At 65.2% G+C, this 16,445-nt stretch carries 15 protein-coding genes; 8 read left to right on the top strand and 7 right to left on the bottom strand.

Annotation, left to right across the window (positions count from 1 at the left end):
• The first annotated feature begins 343 nt into the window (after positions 1 to 343).
• The 4 genes from gltB (at position 344) to VGM71_RS09930 (ending at position 8,001) form a co-directional block, all read left to right on the top strand.
• Positions 344 to 4,795, top strand: a complete 4,452-nt coding sequence (gene gltB, locus VGM71_RS09945) for a glutamate synthase large subunit (RefSeq protein ID WP_331544594.1) — start codon at positions 344 to 346, stop codon at positions 4,793 to 4,795.
• Positions 4,792 to 6,231, top strand: a complete 1,440-nt coding sequence (locus tag VGM71_RS09940; RefSeq protein WP_331544592.1) for an FAD-dependent oxidoreductase — start codon at positions 4,792 to 4,794, stop codon at positions 6,229 to 6,231. Before gltB ends, VGM71_RS09940 begins: the two co-directional genes overlap by 4 nt.
• Before the next feature lie 98 nt (positions 6,232 to 6,329).
• Positions 6,330 to 7,088, top strand: a complete 759-nt coding sequence (locus VGM71_RS09935; RefSeq protein ID WP_331544590.1) for an NRDE family protein — start codon at positions 6,330 to 6,332, stop codon at positions 7,086 to 7,088.
• Between the two features lie 118 nt (positions 7,089 to 7,206).
• Positions 7,207 to 8,001, top strand: coding sequence for an SDR family oxidoreductase (locus VGM71_RS09930; protein WP_331544588.1), 795 nt, complete (start codon positions 7,207 to 7,209; stop codon positions 7,999 to 8,001).
• 192 nt (positions 8,002 to 8,193) lie between these two features.
• On the opposite strand, the gene VGM71_RS09925 is transcribed toward VGM71_RS09930, so the two are convergent.
• Together VGM71_RS09925 and VGM71_RS09920 are read right to left on the bottom strand one after the other, a co-directional pair.
• Complete coding sequence (locus VGM71_RS09925) at positions 8,194 to 8,589, bottom strand: YchJ family protein (RefSeq protein WP_331544586.1); 396 nt, start codon at positions 8,587 to 8,589, stop codon at positions 8,194 to 8,196.
• Positions 8,586 to 9,083 carry a lipocalin family protein gene (locus VGM71_RS09920; protein WP_331544585.1) on the bottom strand — a complete coding sequence of 166 codons (498 nt, stop codon included), beginning with the start codon at positions 9,081 to 9,083 and terminating at the stop codon, positions 8,586 to 8,588. Before VGM71_RS09920 ends, VGM71_RS09925 begins: the two co-directional genes overlap by 4 nt.
• A gap of 90 nt (positions 9,084 to 9,173) precedes the next feature.
• Here VGM71_RS09920 and VGM71_RS09915 point away from each other — a divergent pair, with 90 nt between their 5' ends.
• A complete protein-coding gene (locus VGM71_RS09915) occupies positions 9,174 to 9,629 on the top strand; it encodes a hypothetical protein (RefSeq protein ID WP_331544583.1) in 456 nt (151 codons plus the stop codon).
• On the opposite strand, the gene VGM71_RS09910 is transcribed toward VGM71_RS09915, so the two are convergent.
• The 4 genes from VGM71_RS09910 to VGM71_RS09895 form a co-directional block, all read right to left on the bottom strand.
• Positions 9,597 to 10,145, bottom strand: coding sequence for a HutD family protein (locus VGM71_RS09910; RefSeq protein WP_331544581.1), 549 nt, complete (start codon positions 10,143 to 10,145; stop codon positions 9,597 to 9,599). The genes VGM71_RS09915 and VGM71_RS09910 overlap by 33 nt on opposite strands.
• Positions 10,142 to 12,238, bottom strand: coding sequence for an ATP-dependent DNA helicase DinG (dinG, locus tag VGM71_RS09905; RefSeq protein WP_331544579.1), 2,097 nt, complete (start codon positions 12,236 to 12,238; stop codon positions 10,142 to 10,144). Before dinG ends, VGM71_RS09910 begins: the two co-directional genes overlap by 4 nt.
• Before the next feature lie 68 nt (positions 12,239 to 12,306).
• Positions 12,307 to 12,591 carry a DUF2188 domain-containing protein gene (locus VGM71_RS09900; RefSeq protein ID WP_331544577.1) on the bottom strand — a complete coding sequence of 95 codons (285 nt, stop codon included), beginning with the start codon at positions 12,589 to 12,591 and terminating at the stop codon, positions 12,307 to 12,309.
• 90 nt (positions 12,592 to 12,681) lie between these two features.
• The gene (locus tag VGM71_RS09895) at positions 12,682 to 13,278 is read right to left on the bottom strand and encodes a DNA-3-methyladenine glycosylase I (RefSeq protein WP_331544575.1); all 597 of its coding nucleotides are present in this window, start codon (positions 13,276 to 13,278) and stop codon (positions 12,682 to 12,684) included.
• A 71-nt stretch (positions 13,279 to 13,349) separates the two neighbouring features.
• On the opposite strand from VGM71_RS09895, the gene VGM71_RS09890 reads away from it, so the two are divergent.
• Both VGM71_RS09890 and VGM71_RS09885 read left to right on the top strand, forming a co-directional pair.
• Positions 13,350 to 14,306, top strand: coding sequence for an ABC transporter ATP-binding protein (locus VGM71_RS09890; RefSeq protein WP_331544573.1), 957 nt, complete (start codon positions 13,350 to 13,352; stop codon positions 14,304 to 14,306).
• Positions 14,303 to 15,064: an ABC transporter permease gene (locus VGM71_RS09885; protein ID WP_331544571.1), complete on the top strand. Its 762-nt coding sequence runs from the start codon at positions 14,303 to 14,305 to the stop codon at positions 15,062 to 15,064. The genes VGM71_RS09890 and VGM71_RS09885 overlap by 4 nt, the downstream gene beginning before the upstream one ends.
• Before the next feature lie 55 nt (positions 15,065 to 15,119).
• Here the strand turns inward: VGM71_RS09885 and VGM71_RS09880 are convergent, their stop codons facing one another.
• Positions 15,120 to 15,626, bottom strand: coding sequence for a DUF1993 domain-containing protein (locus VGM71_RS09880; RefSeq protein WP_331544569.1), 507 nt, complete (start codon positions 15,624 to 15,626; stop codon positions 15,120 to 15,122).
• A 109-nt stretch (positions 15,627 to 15,735) separates the two neighbouring features.
• Here VGM71_RS09880 and VGM71_RS09875 point away from each other — a divergent pair, with 109 nt between their 5' ends.
• Positions 15,736 to 16,434 (top strand): VIT family protein, encoded by a 699-nt coding sequence (locus tag VGM71_RS09875; protein ID WP_331544626.1) that lies wholly within the window; start codon positions 15,736 to 15,738, stop codon positions 16,432 to 16,434.
• Positions 16,435 to 16,445: the final 11 nt, after the last annotated feature.

The following is a 16,445-nucleotide window of genomic DNA, read 5'->3' as shown; positions in this document are numbered from 1 at the left end:
GGATTATTACCCATCCGGTGGCCGGGCCGGCGGCCACAAGGGAACGGTAGGAGCGCGCCCGCGCGCGACAGTTCCTGGGGCCGTGCCCCTGGAGCTGGCGCGCAGACCGCAATGACCGGGGCGAAAACATGTCGTACCCGACGCGGGCATAAACGCGTAGGGCGCGCTCCTACGGCGCTGGTATGGTCCCTGACCCCGACCCTGACCACTTCTCCCGCAACTGGTCTTTTCCTAGGCCTCCTAAGAATTCCGTTCGCATTTCGTTTAGCCGTCCAAATGTTTTGACGCAGCGCATCAAGTGTGCATAAAGTGGGGTTGCATGCTCTCGGCCAAGTGGAGGCGGATGATGAAGCAAGGCACTCCGCGCCTCTACGACGCGGCGTTCGAACACGACAGCTGCGGCTTCGGCCTCGTGGCACAGATAGACGGCCATGCCAGTGCAGCGCTGGTCGACACGGCGTTCGCCGCGCTCGCGAAACTTTCCCATCGCGGGGGCGTCAACGCCGACGGCATCAGTGGCGATGGTTGCGGCGTGCTGCTGCGCCGCCCGGTGGAATGGCTGCGCGCCCTCGCGACGGATGCAGGCATCGCACTGGCCACGCACTTCGCCAGCGGCCTCGTCTTCCTCGATCCGGAAGGCGACGATGCCGCGGCACACGTGCTGGAAGCCGAGCTTGCGCAAGCAGGCCTTCCGGTGGCGGGCTGGCGCGAGGTGGATGTCGACGCCTCCGCATGCGGCCCGCTCGCATCGTCGTCGATGCCCCGCGTGCGTCAGGTGTTCGTCGATTCGCCGGGAGATCTCGCGCCGGACGCGTTCGAAGCGGCCTTGTTCCGCGCACGCCGCCGTGCCGAACTTGCGCTGGCCGGCGACAGGCATTTCTATGTGGTCTCGCTGTCCGGCGAAGTCATCGGCTACAAGGCGATGGCCGCGCCTGGCCGCCTGCGCGACGTGTACAGCGATCTACAGCACCCGGCTCTCGTCGCCGACGCCGTGGTTTTCCATCAGCGCTTCTCCACGAACACGTCGCCACAGTGGCGCCTGGCCCAGCCGTTCCGGTTCCTCGCACACAATGGGGAGATCAACACCATTCGCGCCAACCGGCGCTGGATGCAGGCGCGCACGTCGGTGTTGCGCTCGGATCGCGTCGATCTTTCGGATATCGGCCCGCTGGTGCGACAGAGCGGTTCGGACTCCGAGAGCCTCGACAACGCGCTGGAAGTGCTGCTCATGGGTGGAATGGATCTTCTTGCCGCCATGCGCGTGCTGGTGCCGCCCGCGTATGCCGCGCGCGAGGACATCGATGAGGACCTTGCCGCGTTCTACGAATACTATGCGCTGCACAGCGAACCGTGGGACGGCCCCGCCGGCCTGGTGATGTGCGACGGCCGGTACGCGGCCTGCACGCTCGACCGGAACGGCCTGCGCCCCGCGCGCTGGTCGCTGTCCGACGACAACCACCTCATCGTCGCCTCCGAAACCGGCCTGTGGGACGTGCCATCCTCTCGCGTCGTCGCGAAAGGCCGTCTCGCTCCCGGCGAGATGATCGCCGTGGATTTCCGCGAACATCGCCTGTTGCGGGATGCGGATATCGATGCAATCAACCGTGCCCGGGCGCCGTTCCGCGACTGGTTGCGAAATGGCGTTACCTATCTTGAATCCGACCTGATCGATCCGAGTCTCGCGGCAGAGCCGCTGCCTGCGGAAGAACTGCGCCGCTACCAGAAGCTCTACGGCCTGTCTCGCGAGGAATGCGAATCGGTATTGAAGGTGCTTGCCGAGACGGAGGCCGAGGCGACCGGCTCGATGGGCGATGACACGCCGATGGCCGTGTTGTCGCGGCAAATCCGCCCGCTGTTCGACCGCTTCCGCCAGGGTTTCGCCCAGGTGACCAATCCACCGATCGATCCGCTGCGCGAGCGGCTGGTGATGTCGCTGGTCACGCAGATCGGCCAGGAGCGGAATATCTTCGACCTGGGCCCGGAGAACGCGAAGCAGATCCTTCTCAACTCGCCCATCCTGTCACAGCGCAAGCTGCGACAGATCCTCGCCAATCCTGCGTACGCCGACACGCCGCGCTTCGACCTGATGTACGGCGCGGACGAGACACTCGAGCAGGCGCTGCAGCGTATCTGCGACGCTGTGGAAGCGGCCGTGCGCCGTGGCGTGCAGATCGTGTTCCTCAGCGACCGGTATCCGCGTCGCGACCTGTTGCCGATCCATGCCCTGCTCGCCACCGGTGCGGTGCATGCGCGTCTTGTCGACACCGGCCTCCGCTGCCAGTGCAACATCATGGTCGAGACGGGCACGCCGCGCGATCCGCACCATTTCGCCTGCCTGTTGGGCTTTGGCGCCACGGCGATCTACCCGTGGCTTGCCTATCAGAGCCTGTTCGACATGGGCCGGAGCGGACATATCCGCAAGGGCGAAGGCGCGCCTCGCGAGATCGGCCGCAACTATCGCCGTGGCATCCGGAAGGGCCTGCTGAAGATCCTCTCGAAGATGGGCATCTCCACCGTCGCCGGTTACCGCGGCGCGCAGCTCTTCGAGATCGTGGGTCTTGCACCGGAAGTGGTGTCGCTGTGCTTCCCGGGAACGCCGTCGCGCATCGGCGGCTCGGGCTTCACGGACCTTGAACAGGAACAACGCCTGCTCGCGGCGGAGGCGTGGGACGAGGCGCAGGCGCTGCGCGCCGGCGGTCTCTTCAAATACGTGCATGGCGGCGAGTTCCACATGTACAACCCGGACGTGATCGCCAGCTTGCAGGTGGCGGTGCGTACCGGCGAGTGGGCGGACTACGAAAAGTACGCCCGTTACGTCGACACGCGTCCACCGTCGGCGCTGCGCGACCTGCTTGTTCCGCGCGCGGCCACGCCGATACCCCTCGATGAGGTCGAGCCAGTCGAGGACATCCTCAAGCGCTTCGATTCCGCAGGCATGTCGCTGGGCGCGTTGTCACCCGAGGCGCACGAGGCGCTGGCCATCGCGATGAACCGGCTCGGTGCGCGAAGCAATTCGGGCGAGGGCGGTGAAGACCCTTCGCGCTACGGCACCGAACGCGCGTCGAAGATCAAGCAGGTGGCGTCGGGGCGCTTCGGCGTGACGCCGGCCTACCTCGTGAACGCCGAAGTACTGCAGATCAAGATCGCGCAGGGCGCGAAGCCGGGCGAGGGCGGGCAGCTGCCCGGGCACAAGGTGGATGCCACCATCGCGCGGTTGCGCTATGCGAAGCCGGGCATCGGCCTCATCTCGCCACCGCCGCACCACGACATCTACTCCATCGAAGACCTGGCACAGCTCATCCACGACCTCAAGGAAGTGAACCCGCAGGCGCTGATATCGGTGAAGCTCGTGTCCCATGCGGGCGTGGGCACCGTTGCGGCCGGCGTGGTGAAGGCCGGTGCGGACCTCATCACGGTATCGGGCCACGACGGCGGCACCGGCGCGAGTCCGCTGACGTCGATCAAGTACGCGGGCACGCCCTGGGAACTGGGCCTTGCCGAGACACAGCAGACCCTGCGCCTCAACGACTTGCGCGGCCGTGTGCGCCTGCAGACGGACGGTGGCCTGAAGACCGGCCTCGACGTGGTCAAGGCAGCGATGCTCGGTGCGGAGAGTTTCGGCTTCGGCACCGGGCCGATGGTCGCCCTGGGCTGCAAGTACCTGCGTATCTGCCACCTCAACAACTGCGCCACCGGCGTCGCCACGCAGCATCCGGTGCTGCGGCAGAAGCACTTCGTCGGTCTTCCCGACATGGTGATGAACTATTTCCGTTTCATGGCGGAAGACGTGCGTCATCATCTGGCACAGCTTGGCGTGCGTTCCCTTGCGGAGCTGATCGGGCAGAGCGACCGGCTCCAGCAGCGCGATGGCGTGACGCCGGTGCAGGAGCGCCTGGATCTCTCGCCGTTGATCCTTGAAGACGGTCTCGGCACCGAAGTCGACTTCGCCTGTACCTTGGGACGTAATCCCATGCGGGATCCTGCCGCGCTCGCGAGTCGCATCGCGGCCGACACACGTGTCGCCGTGGCCGAGGGGCTGGGCGGTACCTTCCGCTATCCCATCGTCAATACCGATCGCGCCATCGGCGCGCGTCTGTCAGGCGACGTGGCGCGCCGATGGGGCGATGCCGGCATGGCCGAGCGGCCGGTCAACCTGCACCTCACCGGCGCCGCGGGCCAAAGCCTTGGCGCATGGAATGCAGGCGGCGTGCACGTCGACCTCACCGGCGAAGCCAACGACGGCGTGGGCAAGGGCATGGCCGGCGGTCGACTGGTCATTCGTCCGCCCGCCGATTCGCCCTTCGCGAGCCAGGATGCTTCCATCATCGGCAATACTTGTCTCTACGGTGCGACCGGTGGCGAACTCTTCGCGGCGGGACAGGCGGGAGAGCGCTTCGCCGTGCGCAACTCGGGCGCCCTCGCCGTGGTCGAAGGCGCCGGCGACCACTGCTGCGAATACATGACCGGTGGCATCGTCGCCGTGCTCGGCCGGACGGGTCTCAACTTCGGCGCGGGCATGACCGGCGGTTTCGCCTACGTGCTCGACGTCGAGCGCAGTTTCGTCGATTGCTACAATCACGAACTTGTCGACATCGTGCGCATTTCGCACGAAGGCATGGAACATTACATGCAGCACCTGCGACGCCTTCTTGCCCGCCATGCCGAGCTTACCGGCAGCGCGTGGGGTGCCCGTGTGCTCGGCGACTTCCGTGGGCTGTTGCAGCGTTTCTGGCTGGTGAAACCCAAGGCCGCAAGTCTCGATGCGCTGGCCGAAGAACTGCGGAGTGCCGCATGAGCGCGAAGGACTTCCAGTTCCTCGAAATTCCCCGGCAGCCGCCGCGCACTGTACCGGTGGCGGTGCGCGTGCTTGGCTATGGCGAGATATCCGGCGACTTCGCTTCGCCGGAGGCATCGGCGCAGTCCGGGCGCTGCATCGATTGCGGCAATCCGTATTGCGAACACGCCTGCCCGGTGCACAACTACATTCCCAACTGGTTGAAGCTGGTGCAGGACGGCCGCCTGTTCGAAGCCGCCACGCTCATGCACGAAACCAATCCGTTGCCGGAGATCTGTGGGCGCGTATGCCCGCAGGATCGTCTGTGCGAGGGTGCGTGCACGCTGGAGCAGGGCGATTTCGGGGCAGTGACGATCGGCAGCGTGGAGCGCTGGGTCACCGACGAGGCGATCCGCCAGGGGTGGCGACCCGATCTCTCCCGCGTGCGCGAGACCGGTGCGCGCGTCGCCATCGTGGGCGCGGGCCCTGCCGGTCTGGCCTGCGCGGATCGCCTGCGTCGCGCAGGCATCGTGGCCGATGTCTTCGATCGCCAGCACGAGATCGGCGGCCTGCTCACCTTCGGTATTCCACCGTTCAAGCTCGACAAGACGGTGGTGCGTACGCGGCGCATGGTATTGGAAGGCATGGGCGTGCGTTTCCATCTCGGCATGGAAATCGGTCGCGACATCGGCTTCGACGAACTGCTCGCCGATTACGATGCCGTCTTCATCGGCACGGGGGCGTACACCTATGTGGATGGACGCCTCGAAGGCCGCGACCTTCGGGGCGTGCATGACGCGCTGCCTTTCCTCATCGCCAACACCGAGAGGCTGTTGCGCGAAGAGCCGCCGTCACTGGAATACGATCTTTCCGGCAAGCACGTGGTGGTGCTCGGCGGCGGCGATACGGGCATGGACTGCAACCGTACGGCAATCCGCCTGGGTGCGGCATCCGTGACCTGCGTCTACCGTCGTGACGAACCCAGCATGCCCGGTTCGCGCCGGGAGGTCGGCTACAGCCGGGAAGAGGGTGTGCGCTTCCTGTTCCAGCGCCAGCCGGTGGTCCTGATCGACGATGGCAACGGACGCGTGAATGCCGTACGCGTCGTCGAGACGCAACTTGTCGAAGATGGCGATGGCCGACCCCATCCGCAAAACGTCGCAGGCAGCGAAACCGACCTCCGTGCGGATGTGGTGATCCAGGCTTTCGGCTTCCAGCCCAGCCCGCCGACCTGGTGCGACGCCTTTGGCATCGACCGCGACCACCACGGCCGCATCCTGGCGGGCGGCGAAGGCCGGTTGCCGTTGCAGACGAGCAACCCACGCATCTTCGCGGGCGGCGACAACGTTCGCGGCGCCGACCTCGTGGTCCGAGCCGTCCACGATGGCCGCGAAGCGGCGGCGTCGATCGCACGCATGCTGGTGTCGAAAAAGGCGCAGGCTACCGTCGCGGCATAAACCCGTCGCCCCTGCACAAGCAGGGGCGCGGCGCGCCGGTTCACAAGCAAGACGATCGCGCCCACAATGGCTTCCATGGTCCTCGCAGGGCAACCACCATGTGCCTGATCGCCTTCGCCTGGCAGGCGCACCCGCGCTGGCGCCTCGCCCTCGTCGGCAACCGCGACGAATTCCATGCCCGTCCCACCGCGCCGCTCGCGCCGTGGGATGAAGCACCACAGATCGTTGCTGGCAGGGATCTCGAAGCCGGCGGCACCTGGGCCGGTGTCGGCGCGCAGGGACGCGCCAGCGTCATCACCAATGTGCGCGACCTCGCAGCCGACCATGGCGGCCTGTCGCGCGGCTTGCTGGTAGCCGACTACCTCAGTTCGACGGTCTCCGCGCGCACGCATGCCATCGAGCTGATGGCGAGCGCCGGACAATACCGCCCCTTCAACCTGCTTACTTTCGACCGCGAGGATGCCTATTACCTGGGCAACCATCCGCACGCGCGGGCGCAACCCGTCGAAGCGGGGGTACATGGATTGAGCAATACGGACTTCAACGCGCCATGGCCAAAGACGCGCGCCCTCACGCACAGGCTGGAAGCATGGATTGCCGCCGGCGGAAACGACGATACGGACGCCTTGTTCGCCATGCTTTCCGACCAGGGCCGCTGGCCCGACGACATACTGCCCGATACCGGCATCGGCATCGAACGCGAGCGCTTCCTCTCCAGCGCCTTCATCGTCGGCGAACACTACGGCACCCGGGCCAGCACGATCATCCTGGTCGACCACGAAGACCGCACCACTATCGTTGAACGTCGCTTCGGCCCTAACGGTGGTCCCGAAGGCCAAACCCGCCTGGACCTCTGAACGCCGTACCGGCAGGCGGTTCCAGTCCAAAGTCTTTTGCCTGCGGCGCAATTGAATCGCGCCCTTCACGCCCCGACGATCAGGAGGGCATTCCTCTTTCCCTATTCCCGGAGTCCCCATGCAAATCGACCTTAGCAACCGTAGCGCCATCGTCACCGGTTCCACCGCAGGCATCGGCCTGGCCATTGCCACCGGTCTCGCCAAGGCAGGCGCGTCGGTGGTGATCACCGGCCGCACCCAGGTCCGCGTGGACGAAGCCATCGCTGCCGTGACGAAGGTCGCGCCGAACGCCAAGGTCACAGGCGTCGCCGCCGACCTCGGCACGAGCGAAGGCGGCGCCGCGTTGATCAAGGCCGTGCCCGACACGGACATCCTGGTGAACAACCTCGGCATCTTCGAGCCCAGGGATTTCTTCGAGATCGACGATGCGGAGTGGAGCCGTTACTTCGACGTAAACGTTATCTCGGGCGTGCGCCTGTCGCGCCACTACGCCAAGGGCATGGCCGCGCGCGGCTGGGGCCGCGTGCAGTTCATCTCCAGCGAATCTAGCATCCAGACGCCGCCGGAAATGGTTCACTACGGCGTGACCAAGACAGCGCAACTCGCCGTATCGCGCGGTCTGGCCGAAGTGCTCGCGGGTACCGGCGTTACTGTGAACACCGTGCTCCCCGGTCCGACACTATCCGAAGGCGTAAGTGATTTCTTCGGCAAGATCGCGAAGAATGACGGCAAGGCCCAGGAAGAAGTCGAGCGCGATTTCATCAAGACCCACCGTCCCACGTCGCTCATCAAGCGCCTGCTCAGCGTGGACGAAGTGGCGAGCGTTTCGGTATTCCTCGCCTCCGAAGAAGCGTCCGGCACCACCGGCGCATCGTTCCGCGTAGACGGCGGCGTAGCCCGCCTGATCATCTGATCGAACCCTCCGCGTTCTGTAGGAGCGCGCCCTGCGCGCGACGGCTTCTCGCGTCGTGGCAACGGGCCTTGTGGGGCCAACGGGCCTTGTGGGGCCTCGTGAAAGGCTGTCGCGCGCAGGGCGCGCTCCTACAAAATTCACGGTCGGCGGTGATTCAATCGCCGAGCTGACAGATGACCTTCTCGAAAGCACTCACGACAGCTCACCGTCGACATACAACCAACGCCCACCCTCGCGGACGAACCGACTGACTTCGTGCATGCGTTCGGCGCGTCCCCCACCTATACGCATGCGAGCCACGAACTCGACGATGGCCGTGTCCGGCGTGGGGTTCTCGTGACGTTTCACCGAAAGACCAAGCCACGTCGGCTTCGGCGACTGTATCGACAAGCCGAGCGATGAAGGACGCGTATCCGGGTGCCACGTTTCGAGAAGATAGTCCTCGAGGCCGAGCACATAGGCGCTGTAGCGCGAACGCATCAGCGCTTCGGCGGTGGGTGCAGGTGTGCCACTGTGCGCCTTGCCGCAACAGGCTGCATAAAGCGCCTGGCCATCGCACGGACAAATCCGAGGTGGAGAAGAAGTCATTCCGGTATGCCGCCAGAGATCACCAATGGCGCGAGATCATAGCCCATGGTGGCCGCATTCTTTTTCAGCGAAGAGAACGTTGGCTCATCCAACTGCGGTGTACGCGACAGTATCCATAGATACTTCCGCCCCGGCTGCCCGACCATCGCCCAACGATAATCGTCGTCCAGCGCGATGACCCAATAGTCCGCCCAAACCATTGGTAGCCACGACAGCCATTTCGGCGCGAAGCGCACCTGGAGTTTTCCCTGCGAGAACGGTTCCGGTCGTCGCGCGACGCCGTCGCTGCTGATGGTTCCCCCGTCGGCGGTGACACATTCGTTGTGCACCGCAACGGTACCGTCGGCGCGCAGGGTGTAAGTGGCCGTGACGGGCCCTGTGCACTTGCGTTGGAAGTACATCGGCAGGCGGGCGATCTCATGCCAGGTACCGGTGTAGCGCTCCAGGTCGAGGTGGCTGACGGGGGTAACGGGCGCCGTGGCGATGGGAGGCATGGCTGGATTCCGCTGGGACGACCCCCTACGATGCGCATGGGGAGTGAACCTCGTTTGAACCACGCCGTTGCGGTAGGGGGCCGCCACAGCATGGATATGAATCCATTACACATCGGCAGGCCACTGCTCAGGCGGCTGTGCGCGCGGTTTACCGCGGACGCGGCGGTGCATTACGACCGCACTGCGGGAACCATCGTCTTTCATCCGGAGCGCTTCCGGATGAGGGAGGTTCCCCTCGACAGCATCGTGCGGGTGGAAGCCGGCAATCGCGACGATCTTCCGGACGTCTCGTGGGAGACGGTGTTCCTCTTCTTCCACATCGAGGGTGGAGAGGTGCTTGCGGTGTCCGAGCGGGTGATTGCTTTCGCGGCGCTGGTGAGCGACCTGAAGCCATTCTTTCCTCGCATCATGGAGTGGCAGCAAGCGGTGCCTTCGGTCCAGTTCCATCTGACGTCGGTCGATCTGTGGACGCGGGTGAACAGCGCGCCGTTCGATGAGTCGGGTGACGTCGCTTCAGGGGCCGATTGGGGTAATTCGGATCAATAGCACTGTGCTACGGGCCGATAGGTCGACCGACCGCGGCATCGTCACCGTATCACCCGTCGCGCATGCGATGCCATCGATCACGGCGTTCCCGCGGGCAAGATGCAGCAGGGTCACGTCGTCCGTGCTCAGGCTGGCCGGCCCGGACACGACATCAAGCGTCCCATGGACTCTTCCACGGCGGATCATGAGATTGAAGTCGCGTGTCGCTCCACCCGCGAGTTCGACTTCGACCTGTGCCTCGCCTGGGAAGGAGAACGGAACACAGGGCGTCGTCAGCGCATGTTCCCGTTCACCGTCCAGCACCATCGTGAACCCGTCGCCTTCGAGCAGGACGATGGTCCGGTCGATGCCGGGGAACCGCGAGAACGGTGAAGCCGTATCGACATCGGCGATACTCACGCGCCAGAGGAAATCGTCCATCGTCGAGCCGGGTGGGTCGACGACGATTTCCCGGGTGATGCCCAGGCCATTCTTCCAGGGCACCGGTGTCAGCTCGTCGAAACGGAGAATGCTCATGCGACGCGCTCGATCTCGCGGGCGAAAGGTGGCAGGGCACGGAGCATGCCCGTGCCGTAGCGCTTGGTGATGACACGACGGTCGAGCAGCACGATTCGTCCGGTGTCCGTTTCAGTGCGGATGAGGCGGCCGCAGTACTGGATCAGGAGCCGCGTGGCATCCGGCACGCTCACCTCGATGAAGGGATTGCGGCCGCGCGATTCCAGCCATTCCGCATAGGTGGCGCCGACCGGATCGGTGGGTACCGCGAACGGCAGCTGCGTAACGACCACGGTCTCGCAGAGCTTGCCGGGAAGGTCGAGGCCTTCGCCGAACGAGGCGAGGCCGAACAGCGTGCTGCCCTTGCCGGCCTCGATATCCGCGCAATGCTCGGCGATCAGCTGGGCCTTCGACAGCGAGCCCTGTGCGCGCACCTTGCGCACGAATTCGATAGGCAGGATCTGCAGCACGCGATCGAGCTTCGCACGCGAGGTGAACAGCACGAGGTTCCCGGCGTTCCAGTCGAGGTGCTTCGCCAGCCATCCGGAGACTTCCCGGGCATGGCCCTCGCGGTCGTCCGGCAGCGCATTCAACGCAGGCACGGAGAGTGTGGCCTGCCTCTCCAGATCGAAGGGCGATGGCAGGCTGATCGTCACGGCTTCGTTGGGCAGCCCCACCGAATCGGCGAAGCCACGGAAGTTGCCGCCGGCACTCAGTGTCGCGGAGGTCATGACCACGGCGGAAGCATTGTCCCAGAGCACGTTGCGCAGCAGTCCGCCGGCCGACACGGCGGACGCATGGCAAACCAGTTGCTGCTCCGGCGTCATGCTCACCCAGCGGGCGAGCGGCGGCCCATTCTCGCGATCGTCGGTGGACCAGGCGTACCAGGTGCGCACCTGACGGTCGAGACGTTCCAGCGCCACGCCGAGTTCGCGCGACAGCGCTTCCTGCGTCGGACCGCCGGCCTCCATCTCCACCACGGTGCGGCGAACGGTGCGCAGCCAGCGCTGGATATCCTTCGTGATGAGATGCAGGTGTTCCGCATGCATCTTCCAGTTTTCCGGAAGCTGCCCGAGCGACGCGCGGAACACGGGTTCCGTCTCGCTGGACGAGGGCGTCCATGACAGGCGGATCTCGCGCTCGATCTCTTCCAGTGCGTTCGACATCACGAGTATCTTCTCGTCGCCGGCTTCCAGCGTGAGGTTGCCGATACTTTCCTTGTCCGTGAGCGAATACGCTCCGTGAATCTGGTTCTGCAGGCGTCCGATGCGGCGCACGGCGGTTGCCAGGTGCACGTCGGCGGCGCCGCGGTCGATGGCCTTGCCTGGCACGTGGTGCGCTTCGTCGAAGATGTATAGCGTCTCTTCCGGCTTGGGCAGGATCACGCCGCCGAAGGTGTCCTCGTCGCGGGGCATCGTGAGGTCGGCGAGCACCAGGTCCTGGTTTGCCACGACGATGTCGGCCTCGCCGATGGCACGGCGGGCGACGAAGAACGGGCATACGGCGAACGCGCCGCATTTGCGCCCGGTGCAACCACCGGCGCTCGTGGTTATCATGCCGCGCACGAGATCCGACAAGGGCTCCGGACTCATGTCGATATCGCCGTTCCACTCGCGCGATTCGAACATCCTGCCCAGCTTTTCGATGGCCTTGGTGTCGCGCTCCGCGGGTGGGCGCGACCACAACGCGAGGTCGGCATCGAACTCGAAACCGCCCTGCGCCGATGGTTCGGCACCAGCCATGCGCAGGTTGCGCGGGCAGAGATAGCGGGCGCGCCCTTTGGCGAGCGCCACCTTGGCTTCGACGCCGCAGAGGCTCAGGTACTGAGGAATATCCCGCCGGACCAGCTGTTCCTGGAGGGCGACGGTGGCCGTGGCGATCACCAGCTTTTTCTTCTGCGCCCGCGCGACTTCGAGCCCGGCGATGAGATACGCCATCGACTTACCGGTGCCAGTGGGCGCCTCGATCACGGCGGCACCCGCCGGTTCGGCCAGTGCCTTGGCCACCTCGGCGATCATCTTCAGCTGCGAGGCACGCCCGCGGAACCCCGCAAGGCCGTCCTTCAGCCGCGCATAGGCGGCGCGGATCGCGGCTTTGGTGTCGTCGGTGAGCATCGGCGGGGTGCGGAAACGGGTGGGGCAACCTTCCAAGGTTACCTTATCGACGTCTCACCCCACGAACCTCAGGTGTGCCGGTTCATCCCGGCCGGCGGTGTGCCTGCGCCGGCCACGAGGCCGGCCACCACGTAGTTGTGCTCCGTCCAGGTGCCGTCGGCCTGCTGCACGTGGATTTCCACGGGGCGGCCGAGTTCGGCGGATAGCCCGGGTGCGATCGCCTCGGCGGCGGCGAGGGCAGCCGATTGCGACGGGTAGGGGCCAAGCAGCAGCGATGCCGCACGGCGAACGATCCACGGTCCCTCAGTCGATTCGCTGTACGGAATGAACAGTTGGGCGGAACTCGAAGCCATGGAACCCTCGCGAAGGCAGGTGTACCAGACGTGTGGGGCCGCTGATACGGCCCGTGGAGTCACGCTACGCCCGGCAAGCTGAAAAAGCCGTTAAACCTTACCCGACAATGATTTACCCCCGACTTCGGCGCGCCGGAAGCAGTCCGGCGCGTGGGTGTTGATCAGGCCGGAGGCCTCCATCAAGGCGAACACGATGGTGGGCCCGACGAAGGTGAAGCCGCGCTTTCGCAGGGCCTGGGACACCTGTTCGGAGAGCGGACTGTTCGGCAGCACAGGCCCTTCCCAAAGGAGCGGTTTGCCTCCGACGAAGCCCCAGGCGAAGGCGGCGAAATCCTCACCCGAATCGCGCATTGCGAGATAGCCCCGGGCATTGCGAATCGTCGCCTGGATCTTGCTGCGCGAGCGGATGATGCCGGCGTCCCCCAGCAGGCGGTCGACATCATTTTCGCCATACGTCGCGACCACCTCGGGTTCGAAGCCTTCGAAGGCGCGGCGGAAACCGTCACGCCGGGCGAGGATAGTCCGCCACGACAGCCCGGCCTGGAACCCATCGAGCACCAGCTTCTCCCAGAGCTTGCGGCTGTCGCGCTCGGGTACGCCCCATTCATGGTCATGGTAGTCGCGCATCAGTTCGTCGGTTTCGCCCCAGGGGCAGCGTGTCAACGCGTCGGTCTTGGGAGGGCTCATCCGTCAAGCCTCGCACCCATGCGCTTTCGGGTCTACCATCGCCCGCTTACCCACCGAACAAGCGGGTTCCCATGCCGCCACTCGATGCAACCACGTCCACGCCCGACGCCATCGTCGCGGTGCATGGTCTCTCCAAGACCTACAAGACCGGCTTCCAGGCGCTAAAGCGTGTGGACCTGGAAATACGCCGCGGCGAGATATTCGCCCTTCTGGGCCCGAATGGCGCAGGCAAGACCACGCTGATCAGTATCGTCTGCGGCATCGTCAACGGCAGCGAAGGTACGGTGACCGTCGACGGGCACGACATCGTTCGCGAGTACCGGGCGGCCCGCGGGCTCATCGGCCTCGTACCGCAGGAGCTTTCCACCGACGCTTTCGAAAGCGTATGGGCCACGGTGAAGTTCAGCCGCGGATTGTTCGGCAAGCCGCCGGACCCGGCCTACCTGGAAAAGATCCTTCGCGAGCTTTCGCTGTGGGAGAAGAAAGACTCGAAGATCATGACGCTGTCCGGCGGCATGAAGCGCCGCGTGCTGATCGCGAAGGCCCTGGCGCACGAGCCGCGCGTGCTCTTCCTCGACGAGCCTACTGCCGGCGTGGACGTGGAACTGCGCCGCGACATGTGGCAGATGGTGCATCGATTGCGCGAGTCGGGCGTTACCATCATCCTCACCACGCATTACATCGAGGAAGCCGAGCAGATGGCCGATCGCATCGGCGTCATCAATCGCGGCGAGCTGGTGCTGGTGGAAGACAAGCGCTCACTGATGCGCAAGCTGGGCAAGAAGCAGCTGTCGCTGCAGTTGCAGAATCCGCTGCAGGCGGTGCCGGATGACCTCGCGGACTGGCCGCTGGAACTATCGCCCGACGGCGGCTCCCTTACGTACACCTTCGATGCCCAGGGCGAACACACCGGCATCGCCGAGTTGCTGCGCAAACTCGGTTCCATGGGCATCGACTTCAAGGACCTGCACTCGAGCGAAAGCTCGCTCGAGGACATCTTCGTCAGCCTGGTAAGGAGCCGCGCATGAACCTTTACGCGATCCGCGCCATCTACCGGTTCGAGATGGCCCGCGCTTTCCGCACGCTGATGCAGAGCATCGCCTCGCCGGTGCTGTCGACGTCGCTGTACTTCGTGGTTTTCGGTGCGGCCATCGGTTCGCGCATGGGTGCGATAGACGGCGTGAGCTACGGGGCTTTCATCATTCCCGGCCTGATCATGCTGTCGCTGCTCAACGAGAGCATCTCCAATGCCTCGTTCGGCATCTATATGCCGAAGTGGGCAGGCACGATCTATGAGCTGTTGTCGGCACCGGTGTCTTACGTGGAAGTGGTACTAGGCTACGTGGGCGCCGCGGCAACGAAGTCGGTGATCCTCGGCCTGCTGATCCTGGTGACCGCACGTCTGTTCGTTCCCTACGAGATCCTGCATCCGTTCTGGATGATGGCCTTCCTGCTGCTCACGGCAGTGACCTTCAGCCTGTTCGGCTTCATCATCGGCCTGTGGGCCGACGACTTCCAGAAACTGCAGGTGGTCCCGCTGATGGTAATCACGCCCCTGACCTTCCTGGGCGGAAGCTTCTATTCCATCTCGATGCTGCCGCCGGTGTGGCAGAAGATCACGCTGTTCAATCCGGTGGTGTACCTGGTGAACGGGTTTCGCTGGAGTTTCTACGGCAAGGCGGACGTGGACGTGCTCGTCAGTGCAGGGGCGACCGTGGGCTTCCTGCTGGTGTGCCTTGGCGTCGTCTGGTGGATATTCCGTACCGGGTGGAAGCTGAAGTCGTAACAACGTCCGCATCGGCGCCCCTGCGGGGGCAGGGGCCCGGAGACTTCGACAGGCCTTACGGCTTGCCGATGAAATCCATCTTGCCCAGCGTCACGCCTGCACCGCGCAGGATCGCGTAAGCCGTGGTCGCGTGGAAGTACACGTTCGGCAGCACGAAGCCGAGCAGGTAGTCCTGGCCGCGGAAGTGCATGTCGCCCGTGCGCATCTGCAGCAGGATGTCGCGATCTTCGCTGCCGTCGATCTGTTCCGGCTTGAAGCCCTTCAGAAGGTCGATCACGTGCGCGATGCGCTTCTGCAGATCGTCGAAGTTCGACTCGTTGTCGTCCATCTTCGGCACTTCCTGGCCGGCAAGGCGGAAGGCGGCGCCCTTGGCCATGTCCGTCGCGATCTGCACCTGGCGCGCCAGCGGGAACATGTCCGGGGTGATGCGCGTATGCAGCATCACTTCCGGGGCGATGTTCTTCTCGGCGGCGTGGGCCGCGCCCTTCGCGAGGACCCCGGACAGGTTGGTCAGTGCGCGAACGAGGACGGGCACGCAGGTCTGGTACATGGAGATGGGCATGGGGTGGTGGACTCTTGTCGTGGTTGGCGGCCAGCCGGCCGCATCGTCGTATTGTGCGGCGTCGTGGCTCGCGCGTCGACGGCTGCCCCGTTAGGATAGCGGCATGATCTTGCGACCCCGTCACCGCGAGCGCCACCGGCTGGACCGCATCGGCTGGCTGCGCGCTGCCGTGCTCGGTGCCAACGACGGCATCCTCTCCACGGCCAGCCTGCTGGTCGGCGTCGCTTCGGCAGGACAGGCCACGCCGTCGGACATCATGATCGCCGGCGTGGCTGGGCTGGTTGCCGGTGCGATGTCGATGGGCGCGGGCGAATACGTGTCGGTGAGTTCGCAGGCGGACAGCGAGAAGGCTGAGCTTGCCCTCGAAAGGCGTGAGCTGAGCGAGGATCCGAAGGGCGAGCACAAGGAACTGACCGAGATTTACGTTCGCCGCGGCCTCGATCGCGAGCTGGCGCATGAAGTAGCAGGGCAGTTGATGGCGCACGATGCGCTGGAAGCCCATGCACGCGACGAACTGGGTCTTTCGTTGACGACAGCCGCCCGGCCGTTACAGGCTGCCGCTGCATCGGCCGTGAGCTTCGCCAGCGGTGCGATCCTGCCGATCCTTGCGGTGGCGTTGTCGACGCGCGAACTGGCGGCGCCCCTGACCGTCGCGGTGTCGTTGCTGGGGCTGGCGATACTCGGTGCCGCTTCCGCCGTCATGGCGGGATCCCCGGTGGGGGTTGGCGTCGCGCGCGTGCTGTTCTGGGGTGCCCTGGCGATGGCGTTGACGGCGACAGTAGGGCGCCTCTTCGGCGTCGCCGCGTAGGAGCGCGCCTT

Source organism: Luteibacter sp., from assembly GCF_036499525.1.
Taxonomy (GTDB): Bacteria; Pseudomonadota; Gammaproteobacteria; order Xanthomonadales; family Rhodanobacteraceae; genus Luteibacter.
Note: the sequence above shows the minus strand (reverse complement) of the source record. Positions and strands in the feature narration are given on the sequence as shown.

Excerpts from the sequence above, each read along its gene's own strand:
- gltB (WP_331544594.1), top strand. The coding sequence starts at position 344 with ATGATGAAGCAAGGCACTCCGCGCCTCTACGACGCGGCGTTCGAACAC.
- VGM71_RS09940 (WP_331544592.1), top strand. The coding sequence starts at position 4,792 with ATGAGCGCGAAGGACTTCCAGTTCCTCGAAATTCCCCGGCAGCCGCCG.
- VGM71_RS09935 (WP_331544590.1), top strand. The coding sequence starts at position 6,330 with ATGTGCCTGATCGCCTTCGCCTGGCAGGCGCACCCGCGCTGGCGCCTC.
- VGM71_RS09930 (WP_331544588.1), top strand. The coding sequence starts at position 7,207 with ATGCAAATCGACCTTAGCAACCGTAGCGCCATCGTCACCGGTTCCACC.
- VGM71_RS09925 (WP_331544586.1), bottom strand. The coding sequence starts at position 8,589 with ATGACTTCTTCTCCACCTCGGATTTGTCCGTGCGATGGCCAGGCGCTT.
- VGM71_RS09920 (WP_331544585.1), bottom strand. The coding sequence starts at position 9,083 with ATGCCTCCCATCGCCACGGCGCCCGTTACCCCCGTCAGCCACCTCGAC.
- VGM71_RS09915 (WP_331544583.1), top strand. The coding sequence starts at position 9,174 with ATGGATATGAATCCATTACACATCGGCAGGCCACTGCTCAGGCGGCTG.
- VGM71_RS09910 (WP_331544581.1), bottom strand. The coding sequence starts at position 10,145 with ATGAGCATTCTCCGTTTCGACGAGCTGACACCGGTGCCCTGGAAGAAT.
- dinG (WP_331544579.1), bottom strand. The coding sequence starts at position 12,238 with ATGCTCACCGACGACACCAAAGCCGCGATCCGCGCCGCCTATGCGCGG.
- VGM71_RS09900 (WP_331544577.1), bottom strand. The coding sequence starts at position 12,591 with ATGGCTTCGAGTTCCGCCCAACTGTTCATTCCGTACAGCGAATCGACT.
- VGM71_RS09895 (WP_331544575.1), bottom strand. The coding sequence starts at position 13,278 with ATGAGCCCTCCCAAGACCGACGCGTTGACACGCTGCCCCTGGGGCGAA.
- VGM71_RS09890 (WP_331544573.1), top strand. The coding sequence starts at position 13,350 with ATGCCGCCACTCGATGCAACCACGTCCACGCCCGACGCCATCGTCGCG.
- VGM71_RS09885 (WP_331544571.1), top strand. The coding sequence starts at position 14,303 with ATGAACCTTTACGCGATCCGCGCCATCTACCGGTTCGAGATGGCCCGC.
- VGM71_RS09880 (WP_331544569.1), bottom strand. The coding sequence starts at position 15,626 with ATGCCCATCTCCATGTACCAGACCTGCGTGCCCGTCCTCGTTCGCGCA.